This window comes from Variovorax sp. GW822-FHT04A09 (assembly GCF_058801005.1).
Window position 1 is genome coordinate 1,203,906 of record NZ_JBXAMV010000001.1, and the last position, 19,008, is coordinate 1,222,913.

General features: G+C 66.8%; 17 protein-coding genes. All 17 read right to left on the reverse strand.

What is annotated here, in order from left to right:
- Positions 1 to 59: 59 nt before the first annotated feature.
- On the reverse strand, positions 60 to 929 hold the full coding sequence (kdoO, locus tag AC1RLW_RS05415; protein WP_095947722.1) for a Kdo hydroxylase KdoO: 870 nt from the start codon (positions 927 to 929) through the stop codon (positions 60 to 62).
- A gap of 12 nt (positions 930 to 941) precedes the next feature.
- Entirely contained in the window at positions 942 to 4,190 is a 3,249-nt protein-coding gene (carB, locus tag AC1RLW_RS05420; protein WP_095745193.1) for a carbamoyl-phosphate synthase large subunit, read from the reverse strand.
- Positions 4,183 to 5,367, reverse strand: a complete 1,185-nt coding sequence (gene carA, locus AC1RLW_RS05425; RefSeq protein ID WP_493192425.1) for a glutamine-hydrolyzing carbamoyl-phosphate synthase small subunit — start codon at positions 5,365 to 5,367, stop codon at positions 4,183 to 4,185. Before carA ends, carB begins: the two co-directional genes overlap by 8 nt.
- Before the next feature lie 142 nt (positions 5,368 to 5,509).
- Entirely contained in the window at positions 5,510 to 6,295 is a 786-nt protein-coding gene (locus AC1RLW_RS05430) for a TrmH family RNA methyltransferase (RefSeq protein ID WP_493192426.1), read from the reverse strand.
- Positions 6,296 to 6,302: 7 nt separating this feature from the next.
- Complete coding sequence (gene rnhB, locus AC1RLW_RS05435; RefSeq protein ID WP_062471584.1) at positions 6,303 to 7,034, reverse strand: ribonuclease HII; 732 nt, start codon at positions 7,032 to 7,034, stop codon at positions 6,303 to 6,305.
- Entirely contained in the window at positions 7,006 to 8,154 is a 1,149-nt protein-coding gene (lpxB, locus tag AC1RLW_RS05440) for a lipid-A-disaccharide synthase (protein WP_493192427.1), read from the reverse strand. The genes rnhB and lpxB overlap by 29 nt, the downstream gene beginning before the upstream one ends.
- Positions 8,155 to 8,164: 10 nt before the next feature.
- Positions 8,165 to 8,953 (reverse strand): acyl-ACP--UDP-N-acetylglucosamine O-acyltransferase, encoded by a 789-nt coding sequence (lpxA, locus tag AC1RLW_RS05445; RefSeq protein ID WP_095745191.1) that lies wholly within the window; start codon positions 8,951 to 8,953, stop codon positions 8,165 to 8,167.
- Between the two features lie 25 nt (positions 8,954 to 8,978).
- Positions 8,979 to 9,434 carry a 3-hydroxyacyl-ACP dehydratase FabZ gene (gene fabZ / locus AC1RLW_RS05450; RefSeq protein WP_056582588.1) on the reverse strand — a complete coding sequence of 152 codons (456 nt, stop codon included), beginning with the start codon at positions 9,432 to 9,434 and terminating at the stop codon, positions 8,979 to 8,981.
- Between the two features lie 23 nt (positions 9,435 to 9,457).
- Complete coding sequence (gene lpxD, locus AC1RLW_RS05455; protein WP_493192428.1) at positions 9,458 to 10,435, reverse strand: UDP-3-O-(3-hydroxymyristoyl)glucosamine N-acyltransferase; 978 nt, start codon at positions 10,433 to 10,435, stop codon at positions 9,458 to 9,460.
- 14 nt (positions 10,436 to 10,449) lie between these two features.
- Positions 10,450 to 10,995: an OmpH/Skp family outer membrane protein gene (locus tag AC1RLW_RS05460; protein WP_070060531.1), complete on the reverse strand. Its 546-nt coding sequence runs from the start codon at positions 10,993 to 10,995 to the stop codon at positions 10,450 to 10,452.
- Entirely contained in the window at positions 10,996 to 13,428 is a 2,433-nt protein-coding gene (bamA, locus tag AC1RLW_RS05465) for an outer membrane protein assembly factor BamA (RefSeq protein ID WP_062471595.1), read from the reverse strand.
- A gap of 38 nt (positions 13,429 to 13,466) precedes the next feature.
- Positions 13,467 to 14,840 (reverse strand): RIP metalloprotease RseP, encoded by a 1,374-nt coding sequence (gene rseP / locus AC1RLW_RS05470; protein ID WP_493192429.1) that lies wholly within the window; start codon positions 14,838 to 14,840, stop codon positions 13,467 to 13,469.
- Positions 14,841 to 14,864: 24 nt separating this feature from the next.
- Positions 14,865 to 16,052 carry a 1-deoxy-D-xylulose-5-phosphate reductoisomerase gene (gene ispC / locus AC1RLW_RS05475; RefSeq protein ID WP_390344158.1) on the reverse strand — a complete coding sequence of 396 codons (1,188 nt, stop codon included), beginning with the start codon at positions 16,050 to 16,052 and terminating at the stop codon, positions 14,865 to 14,867.
- Positions 16,049 to 16,894: a phosphatidate cytidylyltransferase gene (locus AC1RLW_RS05480; protein WP_070060528.1), complete on the reverse strand. Its 846-nt coding sequence runs from the start codon at positions 16,892 to 16,894 to the stop codon at positions 16,049 to 16,051. The genes ispC and AC1RLW_RS05480 overlap by 4 nt, the downstream gene beginning before the upstream one ends.
- 24 nt (positions 16,895 to 16,918) lie before the next feature.
- Positions 16,919 to 17,644, reverse strand: a complete 726-nt coding sequence (gene uppS, locus AC1RLW_RS05485; RefSeq protein ID WP_493192430.1) for a polyprenyl diphosphate synthase — start codon at positions 17,642 to 17,644, stop codon at positions 16,919 to 16,921.
- Positions 17,645 to 17,652: 8 nt separating this feature from the next.
- Positions 17,653 to 18,213 carry a ribosome recycling factor gene (frr, locus tag AC1RLW_RS05490; RefSeq protein WP_062471609.1) on the reverse strand — a complete coding sequence of 187 codons (561 nt, stop codon included), beginning with the start codon at positions 18,211 to 18,213 and terminating at the stop codon, positions 17,653 to 17,655.
- An 11-nt stretch (positions 18,214 to 18,224) separates the two neighbouring features.
- On the reverse strand, positions 18,225 to 18,947 hold the full coding sequence (gene pyrH, locus AC1RLW_RS05495; protein ID WP_095947731.1) for a UMP kinase: 723 nt from the start codon (positions 18,945 to 18,947) through the stop codon (positions 18,225 to 18,227).
- Positions 18,948 to 19,008 lie beyond the last annotated feature (61 nt).

A 19,008-nucleotide genomic window follows, 5' to 3' on the forward strand; every position in this document is an offset into this window, starting at 1 on the left:
GTTCTCCATAAAGCGAAACCGCCGAACGCTGCCGTTCGGCGGTCGATTGAGGGAATTGATCAGACGAGTGTGCGTCCGGTCAGCCGGCTCAGGATGGCGAGCGGGCTCGATTCGGGATTGTATTGCTTCGATGCGGCCAGATGAAGGGTCTGCTCGAGCATGTACTGGCCCGCCATGACGGCGTGCGAGGTCTGGTCCGAGAAGCACACCCACACCGAACCGGGCGGGAATTTCGCCGTTTCCTGGGGCGAGTTTTCCTGGTACGCCATGTCCGACTTCATGCCGTCGTGCAGCTGCAGCATCAGGTGGTCGTACTCGCTGCGGAACGACTTGGTGACGTGCAGCGCCTGCAGCAGCTTGGCCTGCCAGCGCGCATAGGGCTTGGCCCGTGGCAGGAAGCGCTTGGCGATGTCCTCGAAAGGCTCGCCCACGCGCCACACGCGCGGTGCGCCGTCGGGATTGACGTTGGTGAACACGCGCAGGATGCGCTCGCCGTAGTTGGGGCGCGACGGGAATGCATCGACGTGCAGGCGCCGGTCGTCGGCGCGCCACGATTGCACGCGCGTCTCGACCTGGGCCGGCCTGTAGCTGGTCGGCGCCAGGCGCAAGGCCGGCGTGTAGTGCGGCAGCAGCCCATGGATGAGCTGCTGCGCCTGCGTGCGAAAACGCTTCACCATCGCCGCCGCGGCGCGCTGCACCGCCTCGTCACCCACGGCGCCCTTGAGCTTGCCGTGGGCGTCGAGGCTGATGTTGCGCACGTCGGGCGACAGCAGGCTGGGCGTCAGCAGGCTGCGCTCTTCGGGCAGCAGCTCGAAGCCCAGCCGCGGGAAGTACAGCACCTTGCCGGCTTCCAGTTCCGCGATCCACGCCTCGTTGGGCGTGGCCGCGTTCCAGTCCGCGAGGTCCAGTTCGACCAGCTGCGTTTCCATGGCGGTGCCCGGTCAGGCGGCGGCCAGCTGCGCGTGCATCTCCTGCACCGAGATCACGCCCAGCTCGTCCATGAAGCCCATGCCTTCGACCGCGGCTTCGGCGCCGAAGATCGTGGTGAAGGTGGTCACGCGTGCCAGCAGTGCCGAGGTGCGGATCTGGCGCGAGTCGGTGATCGCGTTGCGGCGCTCTTCCACCGTGTTGATGACCAAGGCAATCTCGTTGTTCTTGATCATGTCCACGATGTGCGGGCGGCCTTCGGTCACCTTGTTGACCGTCTCGCAGGCGATGCCGGCGGCGCTGATGGCCGCGGCGGTGCCCTTGGTGGCGACCAGCTCGAAGCCCAGCTTGGCCAGGCCGCGCGCCACTTCGACGGCACGTGCCTTGTCGTTGTTCTTCACCGAAATGAAGGCCTTGCCCGACTTGGGCAGCAACGTGCCCGCGCCCAGCTGCGACTTCACGAAGGCTTCGCCGAAGGTCTTGCCCACGCCCATGACTTCGCCGGTCGACTTCATCTCGGGGCCGAGGATGGTGTCCACGCCCGGGAACTTGACGAACGGGAACACGGCTTCCTTCACGCTGAAGTACGGCGGCGTCACTTCCTTGGTCACGCCCTGCGACGCGAGCGACTGGCCGGCCATGCAGCGTGCGGCCACCTTGGCCAGCTGGATGCCCGTGGCCTTGCTCACGTAAGGCACAGTGCGCGACGCACGCGGGTTCACTTCGAGCACGTAGATGACGTCCTTGCCGTCCTTCTGCTGGATGGCGAACTGCACGTTCATCAGGCCGACCACGTTCAGCGCCTTGGCCATGGCGGCGCTCTGGCGCTTCAGCTCGGCCACCGTGTCGGCGTTCAGGCTGTAGGGCGGCAGCGAGCAGGCGGAGTCGCCCGAGTGCACGCCGGCCTGTTCGATGTGCTCCATCACGCCGCCGATCAGCGTGCCGCCTTCGGCGTCGCGGATGCAGTCGACGTCGCACTCGACGGCGTCGTTCAGGAAGCGATCGAGCAGCACCGGCGAGTCGTTGCTGACCTTCACGGCCTCGCGCATGTAGCGCTCGAGGTCGCGCTGCTCGTGCACGATTTCCATCGCACGGCCGCCGAGCACGTAGCTCGGACGCACCACCAGCGGATAGCCCAGTGCCGCAGCCTTTTCGAGCGCTTCGGGTTCGGTGCGCGCGGTGGCGTTCGGCGGCTGGCGCAGGCCCAACTCGTGCAGCAGCTTCTGGAAGCGCTCACGGTCTTCGGCCGCGTCGATCATGTCGGGCGAGGTCCCGATGATCGGCACGCCGTTGGCTTCGAGGTCGAGCGCGAGCTTCAACGGCGTCTGGCCGCCGTACTGCACGATCACGCCGAGCGGCTTTTCCTTGTCGACGATCTCGAGCACGTCTTCGAGCGTCAACGGCTCGAAGTACAGGCGGTCCGAGGTGTCGTAGTCGGTCGACACGGTCTCGGGATTGCAGTTGACCATGATGGTCTCGTAGCCGTCTTCGCGCATGGCGAGCGCGGCGTGCACACAGCAGTAGTCGAACTCGATGCCCTGGCCGATGCGGTTGGGACCGCCGCCGAGCACCATGATCTTCTTCTTGTCCGTCGGGTCGGCCTCGCACTCGTCCTCGTAGGTCGAGTACATGTAGGCGGTGTTGGTCGCGAACTCGGCTGCGCAGGTGTCCACGCGCTTGTAGACCGGGCGCACGCCCAGGGCGCGGCGCTTTTCGCGGATGGCCGTGTCGGTGGTCTTGAGCTGCTTGGCCAGGCGACGGTCAGAGAAGCCCTTCTTCTTGAGCGCAAGCAGCGTGTCCTTGTCGATGTCGTCGAGCGACTTGGTTTCCAGCTCGAGTTCGATCTTCACGATCTCTTCGATCTGCACCAGGAACCACGGGTCGATCTTGGTCAGCGCGAACACTTCATCCACGCTCAGGCCCATGGCGAAGGCGTCGCCCACGTACCAGATGCGCTCGGGACCGGGCTCGCCCAGTTCCTTCTCGAGCACTTCGCGGTCCTGCGTCTTCTCGTTCAGGCCATCGACGCCCACTTCGAGGCCGCGCAGGGCCTTCTGGAACGATTCCTGGAAAGTGCGGCCCATGGCCATCACCTCGCCCACCGACTTCATCTGCGTCGTGAGGCGCGAGTCGGCCTGCGGGAATTTCTCGAACGCGAAACGCGGGATCTTGGTGACCACGTAGTCGATCGAGGGTTCGAACGACGCGGGCGTGGCGCCACCGGTGATCTCGTTGCGCAGCTCGTCGAGCGTGTAGCCCACGGCCAGCTTGGCCGCGACCTTGGCGATCGGGAAGCCCGTGGCCTTGGAGGCCAGCGCCGAGGAGCGCGACACGCGCGGGTTCATCTCGATGACGACCATGCGGCCATCCTTCGGGTTGATGGAGAACTGCACGTTCGAGCCGCCCGTATCGACGCCGATCTCGCGCAGCACGGCCAGCGAGGCGTTGCGCAGGATCTGGTATTCCTTGTCGCTCAACGTCTGCGCGGGGGCCACGGTGATCGAGTCGCCGGTGTGCACGCCCATCGGATCGAGGTTTTCGATCGAGCAGACGATGATGCAGTTGTCGGCCTTGTCGCGCACGACTTCCATCTCGTACTCTTTCCAGCCGAGCAGCGACTCTTCGATCAGCAGCTCGTTGGTCGGCGAGGCTTCGATGCCGCGCTTGCAGATGGTCTCGAACTCTTCCGGGTTGTAGGCGATGCCGCCGCCGGTGCCGCCCAGCGTGAAGCTGGGGCGGATGACGACCGGGAAGCCGACCGTCTTCTGCACGGCCCACGCTTCGTCGAGCGTGTGGGCGATGCCCGAACGCGCCGAGCCCAGGCCGATCTTGGTCATCGCGTCCTTGAACTTCAGGCGGTCCTCGGCCTTGTCGATGGCTTCGGGCGTGGCGCCGATCAGCTCGATCGGGCGGTTCGTGGCCGTGCCGGTGTACTTGTCGAGCACGCCGTTGCGCCACAGGTCGAGCGCGCAGTTCAGCGCGGTCTGGCCGCCCATGGTCGGCAGGATCGCGTCGGGGCGTTCCTTGGCGATGATTTTTTCAACCGTCTGCCAGGTGATGGGCTCGATGTAGGTGACGTCGGCCGTGGCCGGGTCGGTCATGATCGTCGCGGGGTTGCTGTTGATCAGGATGACCTTGTAGCCCTCTTCGCGCAGCGCCTTGCAGGCCTGCACGCCGGAGTAGTCGAACTCGCAGGCCTGGCCGATGATGATCGGGCCGGCGCCGATGATGAGGATCGATTTGAGGTCGGTGCGCTTAGGCATGCTTGTGCTCCGTCTTGTGCTTTTCCATGAGTGCCGTGAAGCGATCGAACAGGTAGCCGATGTCGTGCGGGCCCGGCGAAGCTTCGGGGTGGCCCTGGAAGCAGAACGCGGGCTTGTCGGTGCGCGCCAGGCCCTGCAGCGTGTTGTCGAACAGGCTGATATGGGTGGGACGCAGGTTGGCCGGCAGCGACTTCTCGTCGACCGCGAAGCCGTGGTTCTGGCTGGTGATGCTCACGCGGCCGTTGTCCAGGTCCTTCACCGGATGGTTCGCGCCGTGGTGGCCGAACTTCATCTTGAAGGTCTTCGCGCCCGAGGCCAGCGCCATGATCTGGTGGCCCAGGCAGATGCCGAAGGTGGGGATGCCGGTTTCGATCAGTTCCTTGACGGCGCTGATGGCGTAGTCGCAGGGCTGCGGGTCGCCGGGGCCGTTGGCCAGGAAGATGCCATCGGGCTTGAGCTTGAGCACGTCGGCCGCGGGCGTCTGCGCCGGCACCACGGTGATGCGCGCGCCGCGCTGCGCGATCATGCGCAGGATGTTCTTCTTGACGCCGTAGTCGAACGCGACCACGTGGAACTGCGGCGTGATCTGCACGCCGTAGCCCGCGCCGAGCTTCCACTCGGTCTCGGTCCATTCGTAGGTCTGCTTGACCGACACCACCTTGGCCAGGTCGAGGCCGGCCATGCTGGGCGCGGCCTTGGCGGCGGCGATGGCCTTGTCGATCAGCGTCTGCGTCACGGTCTCGCCCGCGGCCAGGCCCAGGATGCAGCCGTTCTGCGCGCCGTGGGTGCGCAGGTGGCGCGTGAGCTTGCGGGTGTCGATGTTCGCGATGGCCACCGTGTTGCCGGACACGAGGTACTCGGTCAGCGTGGCGGTCTTGCGGAAGTTGGACGCGACGAGGGGCAGGTCCTTGATGATCAGGCCCGCGGCATGGATCTTGTCGGCTTCGATGTCCTCGCCGTTGACACCATAGTTGCCGATGTGCGGATACGTCAGGGTGACGATCTGCTGGCAGTAGCTGGGGTCGGTGAGGATTTCCTGGTAACCGGTCATGGCAGTGTTGAACACCACTTCACCGGTCGTGGAGCCGGCGGCTCCGATCGAGTTGCCGAGAAAGACCGTGCCGTCTGCGAGCGCCAGGATGGCGGGCGGGAAACTTCCCTTGAGAGACAAAAGCACTGGGTTCTCCGGATGGTTACGGTCGCCCGGAGCCCCAGGCGCGTTGCCTGCGGACTGCTGCTTAAGGGGATTTTGGCGTTGAAGGCGGCCGGGCGACGCTGATTTGCGAGTAAGCCCCCGATTGTAGCTCGGACTGGGTGTGTTATTTGGCCTGCAGGGCTGCTCCGCTTGCGTGCAGGCAGATGGCGGCCGCCGCCGCCACGTTGAGCGACTCCTCGCCGCCCGGTTGCGCAATGCGGATGTGGTGGGCGGCCCGGGCTTCCAGCGCGGCCGAAACGCCCTGCCCTTCGTGGCCCATCAGCCAGGCACAGGGGTGCGGCAGATCGGCCTTGTGCAGCCATTCGCCCCGGTGCGAGCTGGTGGCCACCAGCGGCACCTGCAGCGCATCGAGCGCGTCGATGTCCACGCCTTCGACCAGCCGCAGGCCAAAGTGGGCCCCCATGCCGGCGCGCAGCACCTTCGGCGCCCACAGCGCGGCCGTGCCCTTGAGCGCGATCACCTGGGTGAAGCCGAAAGCCGCCGCGCTGCGCAGGATGGAGCCGGCATTGCCGGCGTCCTGCAGGCGGTCGAGCACCACGCTCGGCGCGTCGGGCAGGATTTCGGGCCGCGGTGGCAGATCGAGCACGAAGCCCATCGGCGCGGGCGACTCCAGGCCACTCACTGCGCGCAGCAGATCGTCGGCGACCACTACCGTTTTGATAGCACTCTGTACCCATTCGGCGGGAGCCGAGGGCCAGAACGCTTCCGAAAACACCGCCACCGCCGGCCGGACGCCGCGGGCCAGCGCCGCGCGGCACAGGTGATCGCCTTCGAGCCAGAGCCGGCCGAGCTTGCGATAGGCGCCCGGGTCTTGCGCGAGCTTGCGCAAATCCTTGAGCAAGGGGTTGTCGCGCGAGCTGATGTGGCTCGGGCCGGCGTCGGTTGTCATGGCGGGCTCAGGGGGCGGCGCGCGGATCGAGGCGTGCGCTGTGGTTTTCGGCGGCGCCGATCACGTGGGCGACCGAAACCTCGCCGGCCATGACGTTGACGCCTGACGTTGCAGCGGCCGTGCGCGCCAGCGCCGCCGCCACCGGGCTGAACGACCGCCGGTGATGCACGCAGGCCCCGTGACGCTGGAGCGCCTCGAGGTGCTCACGCGTGCCATAGCCCTTGTGGCCAGCGAAGCCGTAGTGCGGGAATTCGTCGTGCAGTTGCGTGCAGAGCCGGTCGCGGTGCACCTTGGCCAGGATGGACGCGGCCGAAATCGCCTTGACCCGCGCGTCGCCCTTGACGATGGCCTCGGCCAGCACGTCGAGCCGGGGCAGCCGGTTGCCGTCCACCAGCACCTTGACGGGCTTGAGCCGCAGGCCTTCGACCGCGCGGCGCATCGCGAGCATGGTGGCCTGCAGGATGTTGAGGCTGTCGATCTCCTCGACCGAGGCCTGGGCGATCGAGCAGCACAGCGCCTTGGCCAGGATCTGGTCGTGCAGGCGTTCGCGCTGCAGGGCCGTGAGCGTCTTGGAGTCGGCCAGGCCACGGATCGGGCGCAGGTCGTCGAGGATCACGGCCGCGGCCACGACGGGGCCGGCCAGCGGTCCGCGCCCTGCCTCGTCGACGCCCGCCATCAGGCCGGGCGCGTCCCACACCAGTGGGGCCTGCTCAGCCTTCAAGAACTTTCTGGATCGCATCGGCGCACAGTGTGGGCGTGTCGCGCTGCAATTGCACATGCAGCGCTGAAAATCTTTGTTGCAGCGCCTGCGTCTTCGCGGGCGCGTCGAGCCACTCGAGCGTGGCGTTGGCCAGGGCCTCGGGCGAGGCGGCTTCCTGCAGCAGCTCAGGCACCACGAACTCGCGGCACAGGATGTTCGGCAGCCCGACCCAGGGCTGCAGCTGCTTGCGCTGCATGAGGCGCCACGAGAGCCCGTTCATGTTGTACGCGATGACCATCGGCCGCTTGAACAGCGCCGCCTCGAGCGTGGCCGTGCCGCTGGCGATCAGCGTGACGTCGCAGGCGGCGAGCGCGGCATGCGACTGGCCGTCGAGCAGTTTCACCCGCCCTGCCATGCCGGCGGCCTGCAGCAGGCTTTCGACCTCGGTGCGCAACCCCGGCAGGATCGGCGCGATGAACTGCAGCTTCGGCTTGGCCTTCTGCATCAGCGCCGCGGCCGCGAAGAAGCGGGCCGCGAGGTAGCGGATCTCGGAGCGGCGGCTGCCGGGCAGCAGCGCGACGACCTGCGCCTCGGGGTCCAGCCCCAGCGCAGCGCGGGCGGCGGCGCGGTCGGGCGTCATCGGGATCACGTTGGCAATCGGATGGCCCACATAGCTCGCGGCCACGCCCTGCTTTTCGAGCAATTCGGGCTCGAACGGGAAGATGCACAGCACGTGGTCGGCGGCGGCGCGGATCTTGTCGATGCGGTCGGCGCGCCAGGCCCAGATCGAGGGACAGACGAAATGAACCGTCTTGATGCCCTCGCTGCGCAGGCCGGCTTCGAGGTCGAGATTGAAATCGGGCGCGTCGACACCGATGAACAGCTCGGGGCGCTCGCGCAGCAGTCGGGCCTTGAGCTGGCGGCGGATACCGGCGATCTCGGCGTAGTGCCGAAGCACCTCGATGTAGCCGCGCACGGCCAGCTTTTCCTGCGGCCACCAGCTCTGGAAGCCGTGGGCCAGCATGCGCGGACCGCCGATGCCGACGGTCTGCAAGGCCGGCCAGCGGGCTTCGAGGCCGTCGAGCAGCAAACCCGCGAGCAGGTCGCCGGACGCTTCGCCCGCGACCAGCGCGAAGCGGCGCTGTTCGTTCGTGCTCATCGCGCCCATGTCAGCGCGCGATGCCGCGCGTTGAATGAGCGAGGAAGGCCTCCATCAGCGCGACATCGCCGGCGGCCTCGGGCATTTCCGCCGCGAGCTCGGCGATGGCGGCACGCGCCTCTTCGAGCGTCTTGCCCTGGCGGTACAGCAGGCGGTGCATCTGCTTGACCGCCGCGAGCCGCTGCGCCGAGAAATCGCGCCGGCGCAGGCCCACGATGTTGAACCCGCGAACCGCCAGCGGATTGCCGTCGACCAGCATGAACGGCGGCACGTCCTGCGAGATCGCGCTCGCGAAGCCGACCATGGCGTGCGCGCCGACCGAGACGAACTGATGGATGCCCGTCAGGCCGCCGATCGTGACCCAGTCGGCCAGATGCACGTGCCCGGCCAGCGTGGTGTTGTTGGACAGCGTCGTGTGGTTGTCGACCCGGCAGTCGTGCGCGATGTGCGTGTACGCCATGATCCAGTTGTCGTTGCCGACACGCGTGATGCCCCCTGCCCCGGGCACGCCGAGGTTGAAGGTGCAGAACTCGCGGATCACGTTGCGGTCACCGATGGTCAGCTCGGTCGGCTCGCCCGCGTACTTCTTGTCTTGCGGGATCGCACCGAGCGACGAGAACTGGAAGATCCTGTTGTCGCGCCCGATGGTCGTGCGCCCTTCGATCACGCAATGCGCGCCGATGGTGGTGCCCGCGCCGATCCGCACGTGCGGGCCGATCACGGTGTAGGGACCGACCGACACCGAGGCGTCGAGCTGGGCCTTCGGGTCGACGATCGCGGTCGAATGAACCTGGGTCATGCCTTGCAAGAGACGATGAGCCGGATCAGCTGTTGATCTGGCGCATGGCGCACATCAGCGAGGCTTCGCACGCCAGTTCGCTGCCCACGAGCGCACGGCCCTTGAACTTCGAGATGCCGGCCTTCATGCGCTCGATCTCGACTTCCAGCGTGAGCTGGTCGCCTGGCTCCACGGGGCGCTTGAAGCGCGCGCCGTCGATGGCTGCAAAGTAGTAGACCGTGTTGTCGTCGGGCACGATGTCCAGCGAGCGGAACGACAGCAGCGCCGCGGCCTGCGCCATGGCTTCGAGCATCAGCACGCCCGGCATCACCGGACGGTGCGGGAAGTGGCCGTTGAAGAAGGGCTCGTTCATCGTCACGTTCTTGAGCGCCGTGATGCGCTTGCCCTTCTCCATGCTCAACACCCGGTCCACCAGGAGAAACGGGTAGCGATGCGGCAGCAACTTGAGAATTTGGTGGATATCGAGCGTCGTGTCCGTCATGGTGTTCTGTTCCTGCATCGTCGTCATTGTTTCGAGGGGGCTTTTTCCAGCGCCTTCAGTCGTTCGCGCAGGCTGTGCAACTGCTTGAGTGTTGCCGCATTCTTTTCCCAGTTCGCATTGTCATCGATCGGAAACATGCCGGTGTACTGGCCGGCCTTGCGGATGGAGCGCGTCACCACGGTCGCCGCCGACACGTGCACGCCGTCGGCCACCGTGAGGTGACCCAGCACGATGGCGCCGCCGCCGAAGGTGCAGTGGGCCCCGATGGTGGCGCTGCCGGCCACGCCGACGCAGCCCGCCATGGCGGTGTGCTTGCCGACGCGCACGTTGTGGCCGATTTGGATCAGGTTGTCGAGCTTCACGCCGTCTTCGATGACGGTGTCGTCGAGCGCGCCGCGGTCGATGCAGGTGTTGGCACCGATCTCGACGTCGTTGCCGATGCGCACCGCGCCCAGCTGCTCGATCTTGACCCAGGCGCCCTGGCGCGGCGCGAGGCCGAAGCCGTCGGCCCCGATCACCACGCCGGGATGCAGCAGGCAGCGCTCGCCGATGGTGCAGTCTTCGCTGACCGTGACGCGCGACTTCAGCACGGTGCCCGCGCCGATGCGCGCGCCCCGCTCCACCACGCACAGCGCGCCGATGCGCGCGGTGGCGTCGACATGGGCTTCGGGATGGATCACGGCGGAGGGATGGATGCGATCGGCTTCCGGGCGCGCATGGTGCGCTTTCCACAGCTGCGTCAGGCGCGCAAAGTAGTAGTACGGGTCGGGCGTGACGATGTAGGCGCCACGCGCCGCGGCAGCCTCGCGCATGGCGGGCGACACGATGACACAGGCCGCCTTGGAGGCGGCCAGTTCCTGCTGGTATTTGGGATGGCTCAGGAAGCTGAGCGCATCGGGCTGCGCATTCTGCAGCGGCGCGAGCCGCTCGATGGACAGCGTGGCATCTCCATGAAGCTCGCCCCCGAGGGCGTCAACGATGGCTCCGAGCTGCAGCGACACGCCGGTTCGCGGCGTTACTTGCCGGCCGCAGGCGCAGAGGAGCCGACCGACGCGTTGAGCGCCTTGATCACCTTGTCGGTGATGTCGTGCTTCGGGTTGATGTAGATCGCTTCCTGGAGGATGGCGTCGTACTTTTCAGCTTCGGCGACCTGCTTGACCACGCGGTTGGCGCGCTCGTAGACCTGCTGGAGCTCTTCGTTCTTGCGCGCGTTCAGGTCTTCCTGGAACTCGCGGCGCTTGCGCTGGAAGTCGCGGTCCTGGTCGACCAGCGAACGCTGGCGCGAGACGCGCTGGCTTTCCGACAGGGTCGGCGCCTCGCGCTCGAACTTCTCAGAGGCCGTCTTCAGCGCATCGCCCTGCACGGTCAGGTCCTTTTCGCGCTTGAGGAATTCAGCCTCGAGCTTGGCTTGCGCGGTCTTGGCCGGCTGCGCTTCACGCAGGACACGGTCGGGGTTCACGAAACCGATGCGAAAGCTTTCCTGGGCCTGCGCGGGCGCAGCCATGAGGGCAAAAGCGGGAATCAGGAACGCGCCGGCGGCGGCGCGAATCAAATGCTTCATTTAGAAAGACGTTCCGATCTGGAATTGGAGGCGCTGAATTCTATCCTTCGGGATCACGACGAACCCGGTGCTCGGATCCGTCACTTCCTTCTGGGACTTGACGGGGAAGGCATAGGCCAGGCGCAGCGGGCCCAGCGGCGAGATCCAGCTGATGCCCAGGCCGACCGAGGCGCGCAGCTTCTTCTGGGCCTTCCACTGTTCGTCCGTCACGTTGGGTGCGCGGGAACCGAACACGTTACCGACGTCGAAGAAGCCGTACAGGCGCAGCGTGCGGTCGTTGCCGGCGCCGGGGAACGGCGTGCTCAGCTCGGCGTTGAAGATGGCCTTCTTGGTACCGCCCAGTGCCGCGCCTTCGGTCTGGCCGAGCAGCGGCTGGTCGCGCGGGCCCAGCGAGTTCTGCTCGAAACCGCGGATCGAACCCAGGCCACCGGCGTAGAAGTTCTTGAAGATCGGGTAGACCTTGCCACCGAAGGCCTTGGCATAACCCACTTCGCCGTTGATGGCGAAGGTGTACTGCTTGTTGATCGCGAAGAACTGCTGGTATTGGTAGCTGGTCTTCAGGTACTTCATGTCCCCGCCCACGCCCAGCTCGAGGTTGGCGCGCTGCAGACGGCCGGTGGTCGGGACCAGCGCGCTGTCGCGGCTGTCGCGGCCCCAGCCCACGGTCAGCGGGATGCCCCAGACGCTCTTCTGGTCGCAGCTGGTGACGAACCAGCCGGTCGCGTCCTTGCCGCAATGGAAGTAGTTCAGGTACGACTGCGGCGTGGTGAGGCCGGCGAGCGCCGAGCGGTTCGGGTCGAACGCGTAGCGCTCCAGGCCGACGCCGAAGAAGACGGTGTCGAGTTCGCTGAACGGCACGCCGAAACGGATCGAGGCGCCCTGGTTCACCAGCTTGTAGTCGCCGTCTTCGTTCGTGGAGTACGGACGCGTCGTCGTGTGGTACACGCTGATCGTGCGCGAGATGCCGTCCTTCGTGAAGTACGGGTCGGTGGTCGTCAGCGACAGCGTGCGGTTGTACTTGCTGGTGTTGACCTGCACGCCCAGGAAGTTGCCCGAGCCGAACACGTTCTCCTGCGAGATGCCGAAGGTCAGCGCGACCTTTTCCGCGCTCGAGTAGCCGGCGCCCAGCTGCAGCGTGCCGGTGGGCTTTTCGGCCACGTTGACGGTCAGGTCGACCTGGTCGGGCGAGCCGGGCACTTCCTGGGTCTCGACGTTCACTTCGGTGAAGAAGCCCAGGCGGTCCACGCGGTCGCGCGAGACCTTGATCTTGTCGCCGTCGTACCACGAGGCTTCGAACTGGCGGAACTCGCGGCGGATCACTTCGTCGCGCGTCTTGTTGTTGCCGCCGACCGACACGCGGCGCACGTACACGCGGCGCGAGGGCTCGGCCTGCAGCGTGAGCGTGACGCGGTTGTTCACACGGTCGATGTCCGGACGCGCCTGCACGCGGGCGAAGGCGTAGCCGAAGGTGCCGAAGTAGTCGCTGAAGGCCTTGGTGGTCTCGGTGACCTGCTCGCCGTTGTAGGGCTCGCCGGGCTTGATCGTGATGAGCGACTTGAACTCGTCGTCGCGGCCCAGGTAGTTGCCGTCGAGCTTGATGCCCGCCACCACGAACTTCTCGCCTTCGGTGATGTTCACCGTGACGCTCAGGTCCTTGCGGTCCGGCGAAATGGCGACCTGGGTCGAATCGATGCGGAACTCGAGGTAGCCGCGGGTGATGTAGTAGCTCTTCAGCGTCTCGAGGTCGGCATTGAGCTTGGCGCGCGAGTACTGGTTCGACTTGGTGTACCAGCTCATGAAGCCGCCGCTGTCCTGGTCGAACAGGCTCAGCAGCGTCGATTCGCTGAAGGCCTTGTTGCCGACCACGTGCACTTCGCGGATGCGGGCGGATTCGCCTTCGGTCACGGTGAACGTCAGGTTCACGCGGTTGCGCTCGATGGGCGTGACGGTGGTCACGACGTTCGCGTTGTACAGGCTGCGGCTCACGTATTGGCGCTTGAGCTCCTGCTCGGCGCGGTCGGCCAGCGCCTTGTCGTACGGGCGGCCGTCGGCCAGTCCGATTTCACGCAGCGCCTTCTGCAGCGCCGCCTTGTCGAATTCCTTGGCGCCGACGAAGTCGACGTCGGCGATGGTGGGCCGCTCTTCGACGATCACCACCAGCACGTTGCCGTTGACGTCGATACGCACGTCCTTGAACAACCCCAGGTCGAACAGCGCGCGGATCGCGGCCGAGCCGCGTTCGTCGCTGTAGGTGTCGCCCACACGCAGGGGCAGCGACCCGAAGATCGTGCCGGCCTCGACGCGTTGCAAGCCTTCGACGCGGATATCGCGCACCGTGAAAGGCTCGACGGCCCAAGCGGCCGTGGCCGCCAGCGTGCTGGCCACCACCGCGGCAACGCTACGCAGGCGAAAGCGACTGAAGTTTGTGTTCATCTGTGAATTGGGCCGGCACGGAAAGGGCCGGCAGAAAGTTAACCAAAGAGCCGCGTGACGTCGTTGAAGAGTGCGACCGACATCATCACCAGCAGCAAGGCGACACCGCCACGCTGCAGCCGTTCCATCCAGGCGTCGGAGACGCTTTTCCCGGTCAGGCCCTCCCAAAGATAATACATCAGGTGCCCCCCATCGAGGACCGGCAGCGGCATCAGGTTGAGCACCCCGAGGCTCACGCTGATGAGCGCGAGAAAGACCAGGTACTGCGTCAGACCGAGGCTGGCGGACTTGCCGGCGTAATCAGCAATTGTTAAGGGACCGCTCAGGTTCTTGATCGAGGCCTCGCCGATCAGCATCTTGCCCATCATGCGAACCGTGAGCGCGGACACCTCCCAGGTGCGCACCACGCCGCGCCAGACGCCGTCGATCACGCCCTGGCGCACCGTGACCATCTCAGGCGGCGCGCCGACGTACGCGCCGATGCGCGCGACCTTGGCGGCGCCCTCTTCGCGCACTTCCGGCTTGACTTCGAGCGAGAGCGGCTGGCCGCCGCGCTGGAGCTGCCAGGTCTGCGTGCGCGCCTGGCCGGTGGCATCGAGCGAGGCGCGAATGACTTCGCGCAGCTGCTGTCCGTCGAGGATGGGGGTGTCGCCGATGGCCAGGACCAGGTCGCCGTTGCGAAGGCCCGACCGCTCCGCCGCGCTGCCGGCCATGACCTCGCCGATCTCGGGACGGGTCAGCGGCGCGACCACGCCGATCTTGCGGAACATCTGCGGATCGGCGTCCTTGGCCTCCATACGGCTCAGCGGCAGGACCAGCTGGCGGCCGGGCCGACCGCCCTCGCCCGCCACTTCGAGCGTGAGGTCGCGGCCGTCGAGCGCGCCGCGCGTCATGCGCCAGCGCAGGTCTTCGAAAGACTGGACCGGCGACAGGTCGCCGTCAAACCCGGCCTGGGTGATGTGTTCGCCGCCACGCAGGCCGGCCGCCTCGGCCAGCGACGCCGCCACCGGCCGGGCCAGCTTGGCCACAGGCTCGTCGACGCCGATCCAGTTGACGGCCGTGTACAGAACGACCGCCAGCAGCAGGTTGGCGATCGGGCCGGCGGCCACGATGGCCGCACGCGAGCGCAGCGGCTGGGTGTTGAAGGCGCGGTGCCGCTCCTCGGGCGCCACGGGGCCTTCGCGCTCATCGAGCATCTTGACGTAGCCGCCAAAGGGAAAGGCGCCGATCACGAACTCGGTCTGCTGCCCCGGATGCTGGTGCTTGGGCTGCCAGCGCAGGAGGGCCTTGCCGAAGCCGACCGAGAAGCGCTCCACCTTGACGCCGCAGGCCACGGCCACGCGGTAGTGGCCGTATTCGTGGACCGCGATGAGGACGCCGAGAGCGACCACAAAAGCTATGACGGTGAGCATCGGGGTCCTCTGCGCTGTAGGGAATCAGGCCGCGAAACGTGCCGCGGCGGCATTGGCCGCCTCGCGGGCGCTGGCGTCGAGCGCCAGCAGGTCGGCCAGCGATGCCGGCTTGGAGGGCATGACCGCCTCCAAAGTTTCCAGGTTGACCGCATGAATGCGATCGAAACGCAGGCGCCGATCGAGAAAGGCGGCCACAGCCACCTCGTTGGCCGCGTTCAGCACCGCCGTGGTGCCCGACGCGGCGCGCAAGGCCTGCCACGCCAGGCCCAGGCCGGGGAACAGCGCGGGATCGGGCGCGTCGAAGGTCAGCGAGCCCATCTGGCGGAAATCGAGCCGTGCCGCCCCGCTCTCGACGCGCTCCGGCCAGGCCAGCCCGACCGCGATCGGCACGCGCATGTCGGGCGTGCCGAGCTGCGCGATGACCGAGGCGTCGGTGAACTGCACCATCGAATGGACCACGCTCTGCGGGTGGATGACGACCTCGATCTGCTCCGGCGACACGCCGAACAGGTGTCGCGCCTCGATCACCTCGAGCGCCTTGTTCATCATCGTGGCCGAGTCGACCGAGATCTTGCGGCCCATGACCCAGTTCGGGTGCGCACAGGCCTGCTCGGGCGTCACGGCGCCCAGCGTGTCGGGTGCCCGGGTGCGGAACGGGCCGCCCGAGGCGGTCAGGATGATCTTGTCGATGCGCCGCGCCCAGGTGGACGGGTCTTCGGGCAGCGACTGAAAGATGGCCGAATGCTCGCTGTCGATGGGCAGCAGCGTGGCGCCGCCCTCCTGCACCGTGCGCATGAACAGCTCGCCACCGACGACCAGCGCTTCCTTGTTGGCCAGCAGCAGGCGCTTGCCGGCGCGCGCGGCGGCCAGGCACGGCGCCAGGCCGGCAGCACCGACGATGGCGGCCATCACGGCGTCGACTTCGTCATCCGACGCTATTTTTTCGAGAGCATCGTCGCCCATCAGGACGCGGGTCGGCAGGTTGTTCTGCTTGAGCTTTTCGGCCAGCAGCGCGGCATGCGGCGCACTGGCCATGACGGCGAAGCGCGGCGAGAAGCGCGCGCATTGGGCCAGCAGCTCGTCGACCTTGGTGGCCGCCGAGAGCGCAAACACCTCGAAGCGTTCGGGGTGACGGGCAATGACGTCGAGCGTGCTGACACCGACCGAACCGGTCGAGCCAAGCACCGTGACACGTTGTTTGGGAGTGTTCACAGGAAAGCCAGCATCATGGCAATGGGAAGTGCCGGCAAGAGGGCATCCACGCGGTCGAGCACGCCGCCGTGGCCGGGCAGCAGCCGGCTGCTGTCCTTGGCGCCGGCGCTGCGCTTGATCAGCGATTCAACGAGGTCGCCGACGACGCTCATCGCCGCCAGGAACACCGCCCCGATCAACAGCAGCCACCAGCCGCGCTCATGCAGGCGGGTGTAGAGGCTGGGCACCGTGGCGCCCAGGCTCTTGTCGGCCCAGACCCAGGCGAACGCCAGCACGATGACGCCGGCCATGCCGCCCCAGACACCTTCCCAGCTCTTGCCGGGACTGATGGCCGGCGCCAGCTTGGCGCGCGTGAACTTCAGGCCGAAGGCGCGGCCGGCGAAATAGGCGAACACGTCCGCCACCCAGACCAGCACCAGGATCGACAGCAGGAAGTTGATGCCGACCATGCGTGCCTGCACCGCCGCGAGCCATGCGACCCACAGCGCCAGCAGGCCGCCCACCAGCCGCAGTCCGCGCGGAATGCGCGGCCAGCCGGGCACTGCGACGCGCAGCAGCGCCGCGCCGCCGAGCACCCAGGCCGCGCTGGCCAGGGACCACATGAGGAACAAGCGCTGCTCCAGCAGCCCCAGCCACCACGACAGCCCGCACAGCGCCACCATCTCGGCGCCCAGGAACAGCGACATGCCCTGCCCATAGCCGTTCAGGCGCCCCCACTCCCACGCGGCGGCGCCGATCAGCACCAGCATCACGCAGGCGAAGGGAATGTGGTTTCGGTAGAACAGCGCCGGCAGCAGGATCGCGAGCAGCACGATCGCCGTGAGGATGCGTTGTTTGAGCATGCGGAAGGTGGTGTCGGGCCGTTGTCAGGCCGCGGAAGCCGAGACCTGTGCCGAGGTCTGGCCGAAACGACGCTCGCGGCCCTGGAACGCGGCGATGGCCTCGTCCAGCGCGGCCTCGTCGAACTCGGGCCACAGCTTGTCGCTGAAGAACAGCTCGGCGTAGGCACTCTGCCAAAGCAGGAAATTCGACAGCCGCTGCTCGCCACCCGTGCGGATGAACAGGTCGGGGTCGGGCACGTGGGCCAGCGCCATGGCGCGATCGAGGTTCATCTCGGTCATGGGCAAGCCCTGCTCGGCGAGCTTGGCCGCGGCGCGCGCGATGTCCCAGCGTCCGCCGTAGTTGAAGCAGATGTTGAGAATCAGACGCGTGTTGTGGGCCGTGGTCTGCTCGGCCGACACCAGGCCGGCCACCATCTTGTCGGACAGGCCAGCGCGTTCGCCCACGAAATGCAGCCGCACGCCATCGACATTGAGGCGCGGCACTTCGCGCGCCAACGCCCCGACCATCAGCTGCATCAGGCCGGAGACTTCTTCAGGGGGACGGTTCCAGTTCTCCGAGGAGAACGCGAACACGGTGAGCACGCCCACGCCACGGTCGGCGCAGGCCTTGACGCAGCGCCGCAGCGACTCCACGCCCTGCTTGTGCCCCGCCACGCGGGGCAGGAAGCGCTTGGTGGCCCACCGGCCATTGCCATCCATGACGATGGCAACGTGGTGCGGAGGGGGCGTCGTCTGCGGCGAGGAGGCCATGCGGAGCCTCAAACGGCCATGATCTCCGCTTCTTTCGCGGCGACCAGACGGTCGATTTCCGCGATGTGCTTGTCGGTGACCTTCTGGATGTCGCCTTCAGCGCGCTTCTGGTCGTCTTCCGAGGCCAGCTTGTCCTTCACGAGCTTCTTGACGGCTTCGTTCGCGTCGCGGCGCAGGTTGCGCGTGGCGATCTTGGCGCTTTCGCCTTCGTTGCGGACCAGCTTGGTCATTTCCTTGCGGCGCTCTTCGCTCATGGCGGGCAGCGGCACGCGGATCAGGTCGCCCATCGACGCCGGGTTCAGGCCCAGGTCGCTTTCGCGGATAGCCTTCTCGATCTTGGCGCCCATGCCCTTTTCCCAGGGCTGAACGCTGATGGTGCGCGAGTCGAGCACCGACACGTTGGCCACCTGGCTCAGCGGCACCTGCGAGCCGTAGTACTCGACGTGGATCGAGTCGAGCAGCGCCGAGTTGGCACGGCCCGTGCGGATCTTGGTGAGGTTGTTCTGGAAGGCGGCGAGCGACTGGTTCATCTTCGCGTCGGTCGCACTGCGAATGTCTGCAATGGTCATCTCAATTACTCCTAGGCATGCACCAGCGTGCCCTCGTCCTCGCCCATCACGACGCGCTTGAGGGCGCCGTTCTTGAAGATCGAGAACACCTTGATCGGCAGCTTCTGGTCGCGGCACAGCGCGAAGGCCGTGGCGTCCATGATGCCGAGATTCTGCGCAATCGCCTCGTCGAAGGTGAGCGAGGCGTAGCGCGTGGCTTCGGGGTGGGTCTTGGGATCGGCGGTGTAGACGCCGTCCACCTTGGTCGCCTTGAGCACCAGCTCGGCGCCGATTTCGGCACCGCGCAGCGCGGCGGCCGTGTCGGTCGTGAAGAAGGGGTTGCCGGTACCGGCTGCGAACACCACGACCTTGCCCTCTTCGAGGTACTGCAGGGCCTTGGGGCGCACATAGGGCTCGACCACCTGTTCGATGGCGATGGCGGACATCACGCGGGCCACGAGGCCCTGCTTGTTCATGGCGTCGGCCAGGGCCAGCGAGTTCATGACGGTGGCCAGCATGCCCATGTAGTCGGCCGTGGCGCGGTCCATGCCGACGGAGCCTCCCGCGACACCGCGGAAGATGTTGCCGCCGCCGATCACGACCGCCACCTGGACGCCCATGTTCACGACCTCGGCCACTTCTTCGACCATGCGCACGATGGTGGCGCGGTTGATGCCGAAGGCGTCATCGCCCATCAGTGCCTCACCCGACAGCTTCAACAAGATTCGCTTGTGGGCTGGGCGGGCATCAGACATGGGCATTTTCCTTAGGGGGTTGGCGGGGGCGAGTGTAAAACGTGGCGGTGAAAAAGCGGCG

Coding starts and splice junctions, on each gene's coding strand:
- kdoO (WP_095947722.1), bottom strand. CDS start 929: ATGGAAACGCAGCTGGTCGAACTGGACCTCGCGGACTGGAACGCGGCC.
- carB (WP_095745193.1), bottom strand. CDS start 4,190: ATGCCTAAGCGCACCGACCTCAAATCGATCCTCATCATCGGCGCCGGC.
- AC1RLW_RS05430 (WP_493192426.1), bottom strand. CDS start 6,295: ATGACAACCGACGCCGGCCCGAGCCACATCAGCTCGCGCGACAACCCC.
- rnhB (WP_062471584.1), bottom strand. CDS start 7,034: ATGCGATCCAGAAAGTTCTTGAAGGCTGAGCAGGCCCCACTGGTGTGG.
- lpxB (WP_493192427.1), bottom strand. CDS start 8,154: ATGAGCACGAACGAACAGCGCCGCTTCGCGCTGGTCGCGGGCGAAGCG.
- lpxA (WP_095745191.1), bottom strand. CDS start 8,953: ATGACCCAGGTTCATTCGACCGCGATCGTCGACCCGAAGGCCCAGCTC.
- fabZ (WP_056582588.1), bottom strand. CDS start 9,434: ATGACGGACACGACGCTCGATATCCACCAAATTCTCAAGTTGCTGCCG.
- AC1RLW_RS05460 (WP_070060531.1), bottom strand. CDS start 10,995: ATGAAGCATTTGATTCGCGCCGCCGCCGGCGCGTTCCTGATTCCCGCT.
- bamA (WP_062471595.1), bottom strand. CDS start 13,428: ATGAACACAAACTTCAGTCGCTTTCGCCTGCGTAGCGTTGCCGCGGTG.
- rseP (WP_493192429.1), bottom strand. CDS start 14,840: ATGCTCACCGTCATAGCTTTTGTGGTCGCTCTCGGCGTCCTCATCGCG.
- AC1RLW_RS05480 (WP_070060528.1), bottom strand. CDS start 16,894: ATGCTCAAACAACGCATCCTCACGGCGATCGTGCTGCTCGCGATCCTG.
- uppS (WP_493192430.1), bottom strand. CDS start 17,644: ATGGCCTCCTCGCCGCAGACGACGCCCCCTCCGCACCACGTTGCCATC.
- frr (WP_062471609.1), bottom strand. CDS start 18,213: ATGACCATTGCAGACATTCGCAGTGCGACCGACGCGAAGATGAACCAG.
- pyrH (WP_095947731.1), bottom strand. CDS start 18,947: ATGTCTGATGCCCGCCCAGCCCACAAGCGAATCTTGTTGAAGCTGTCG.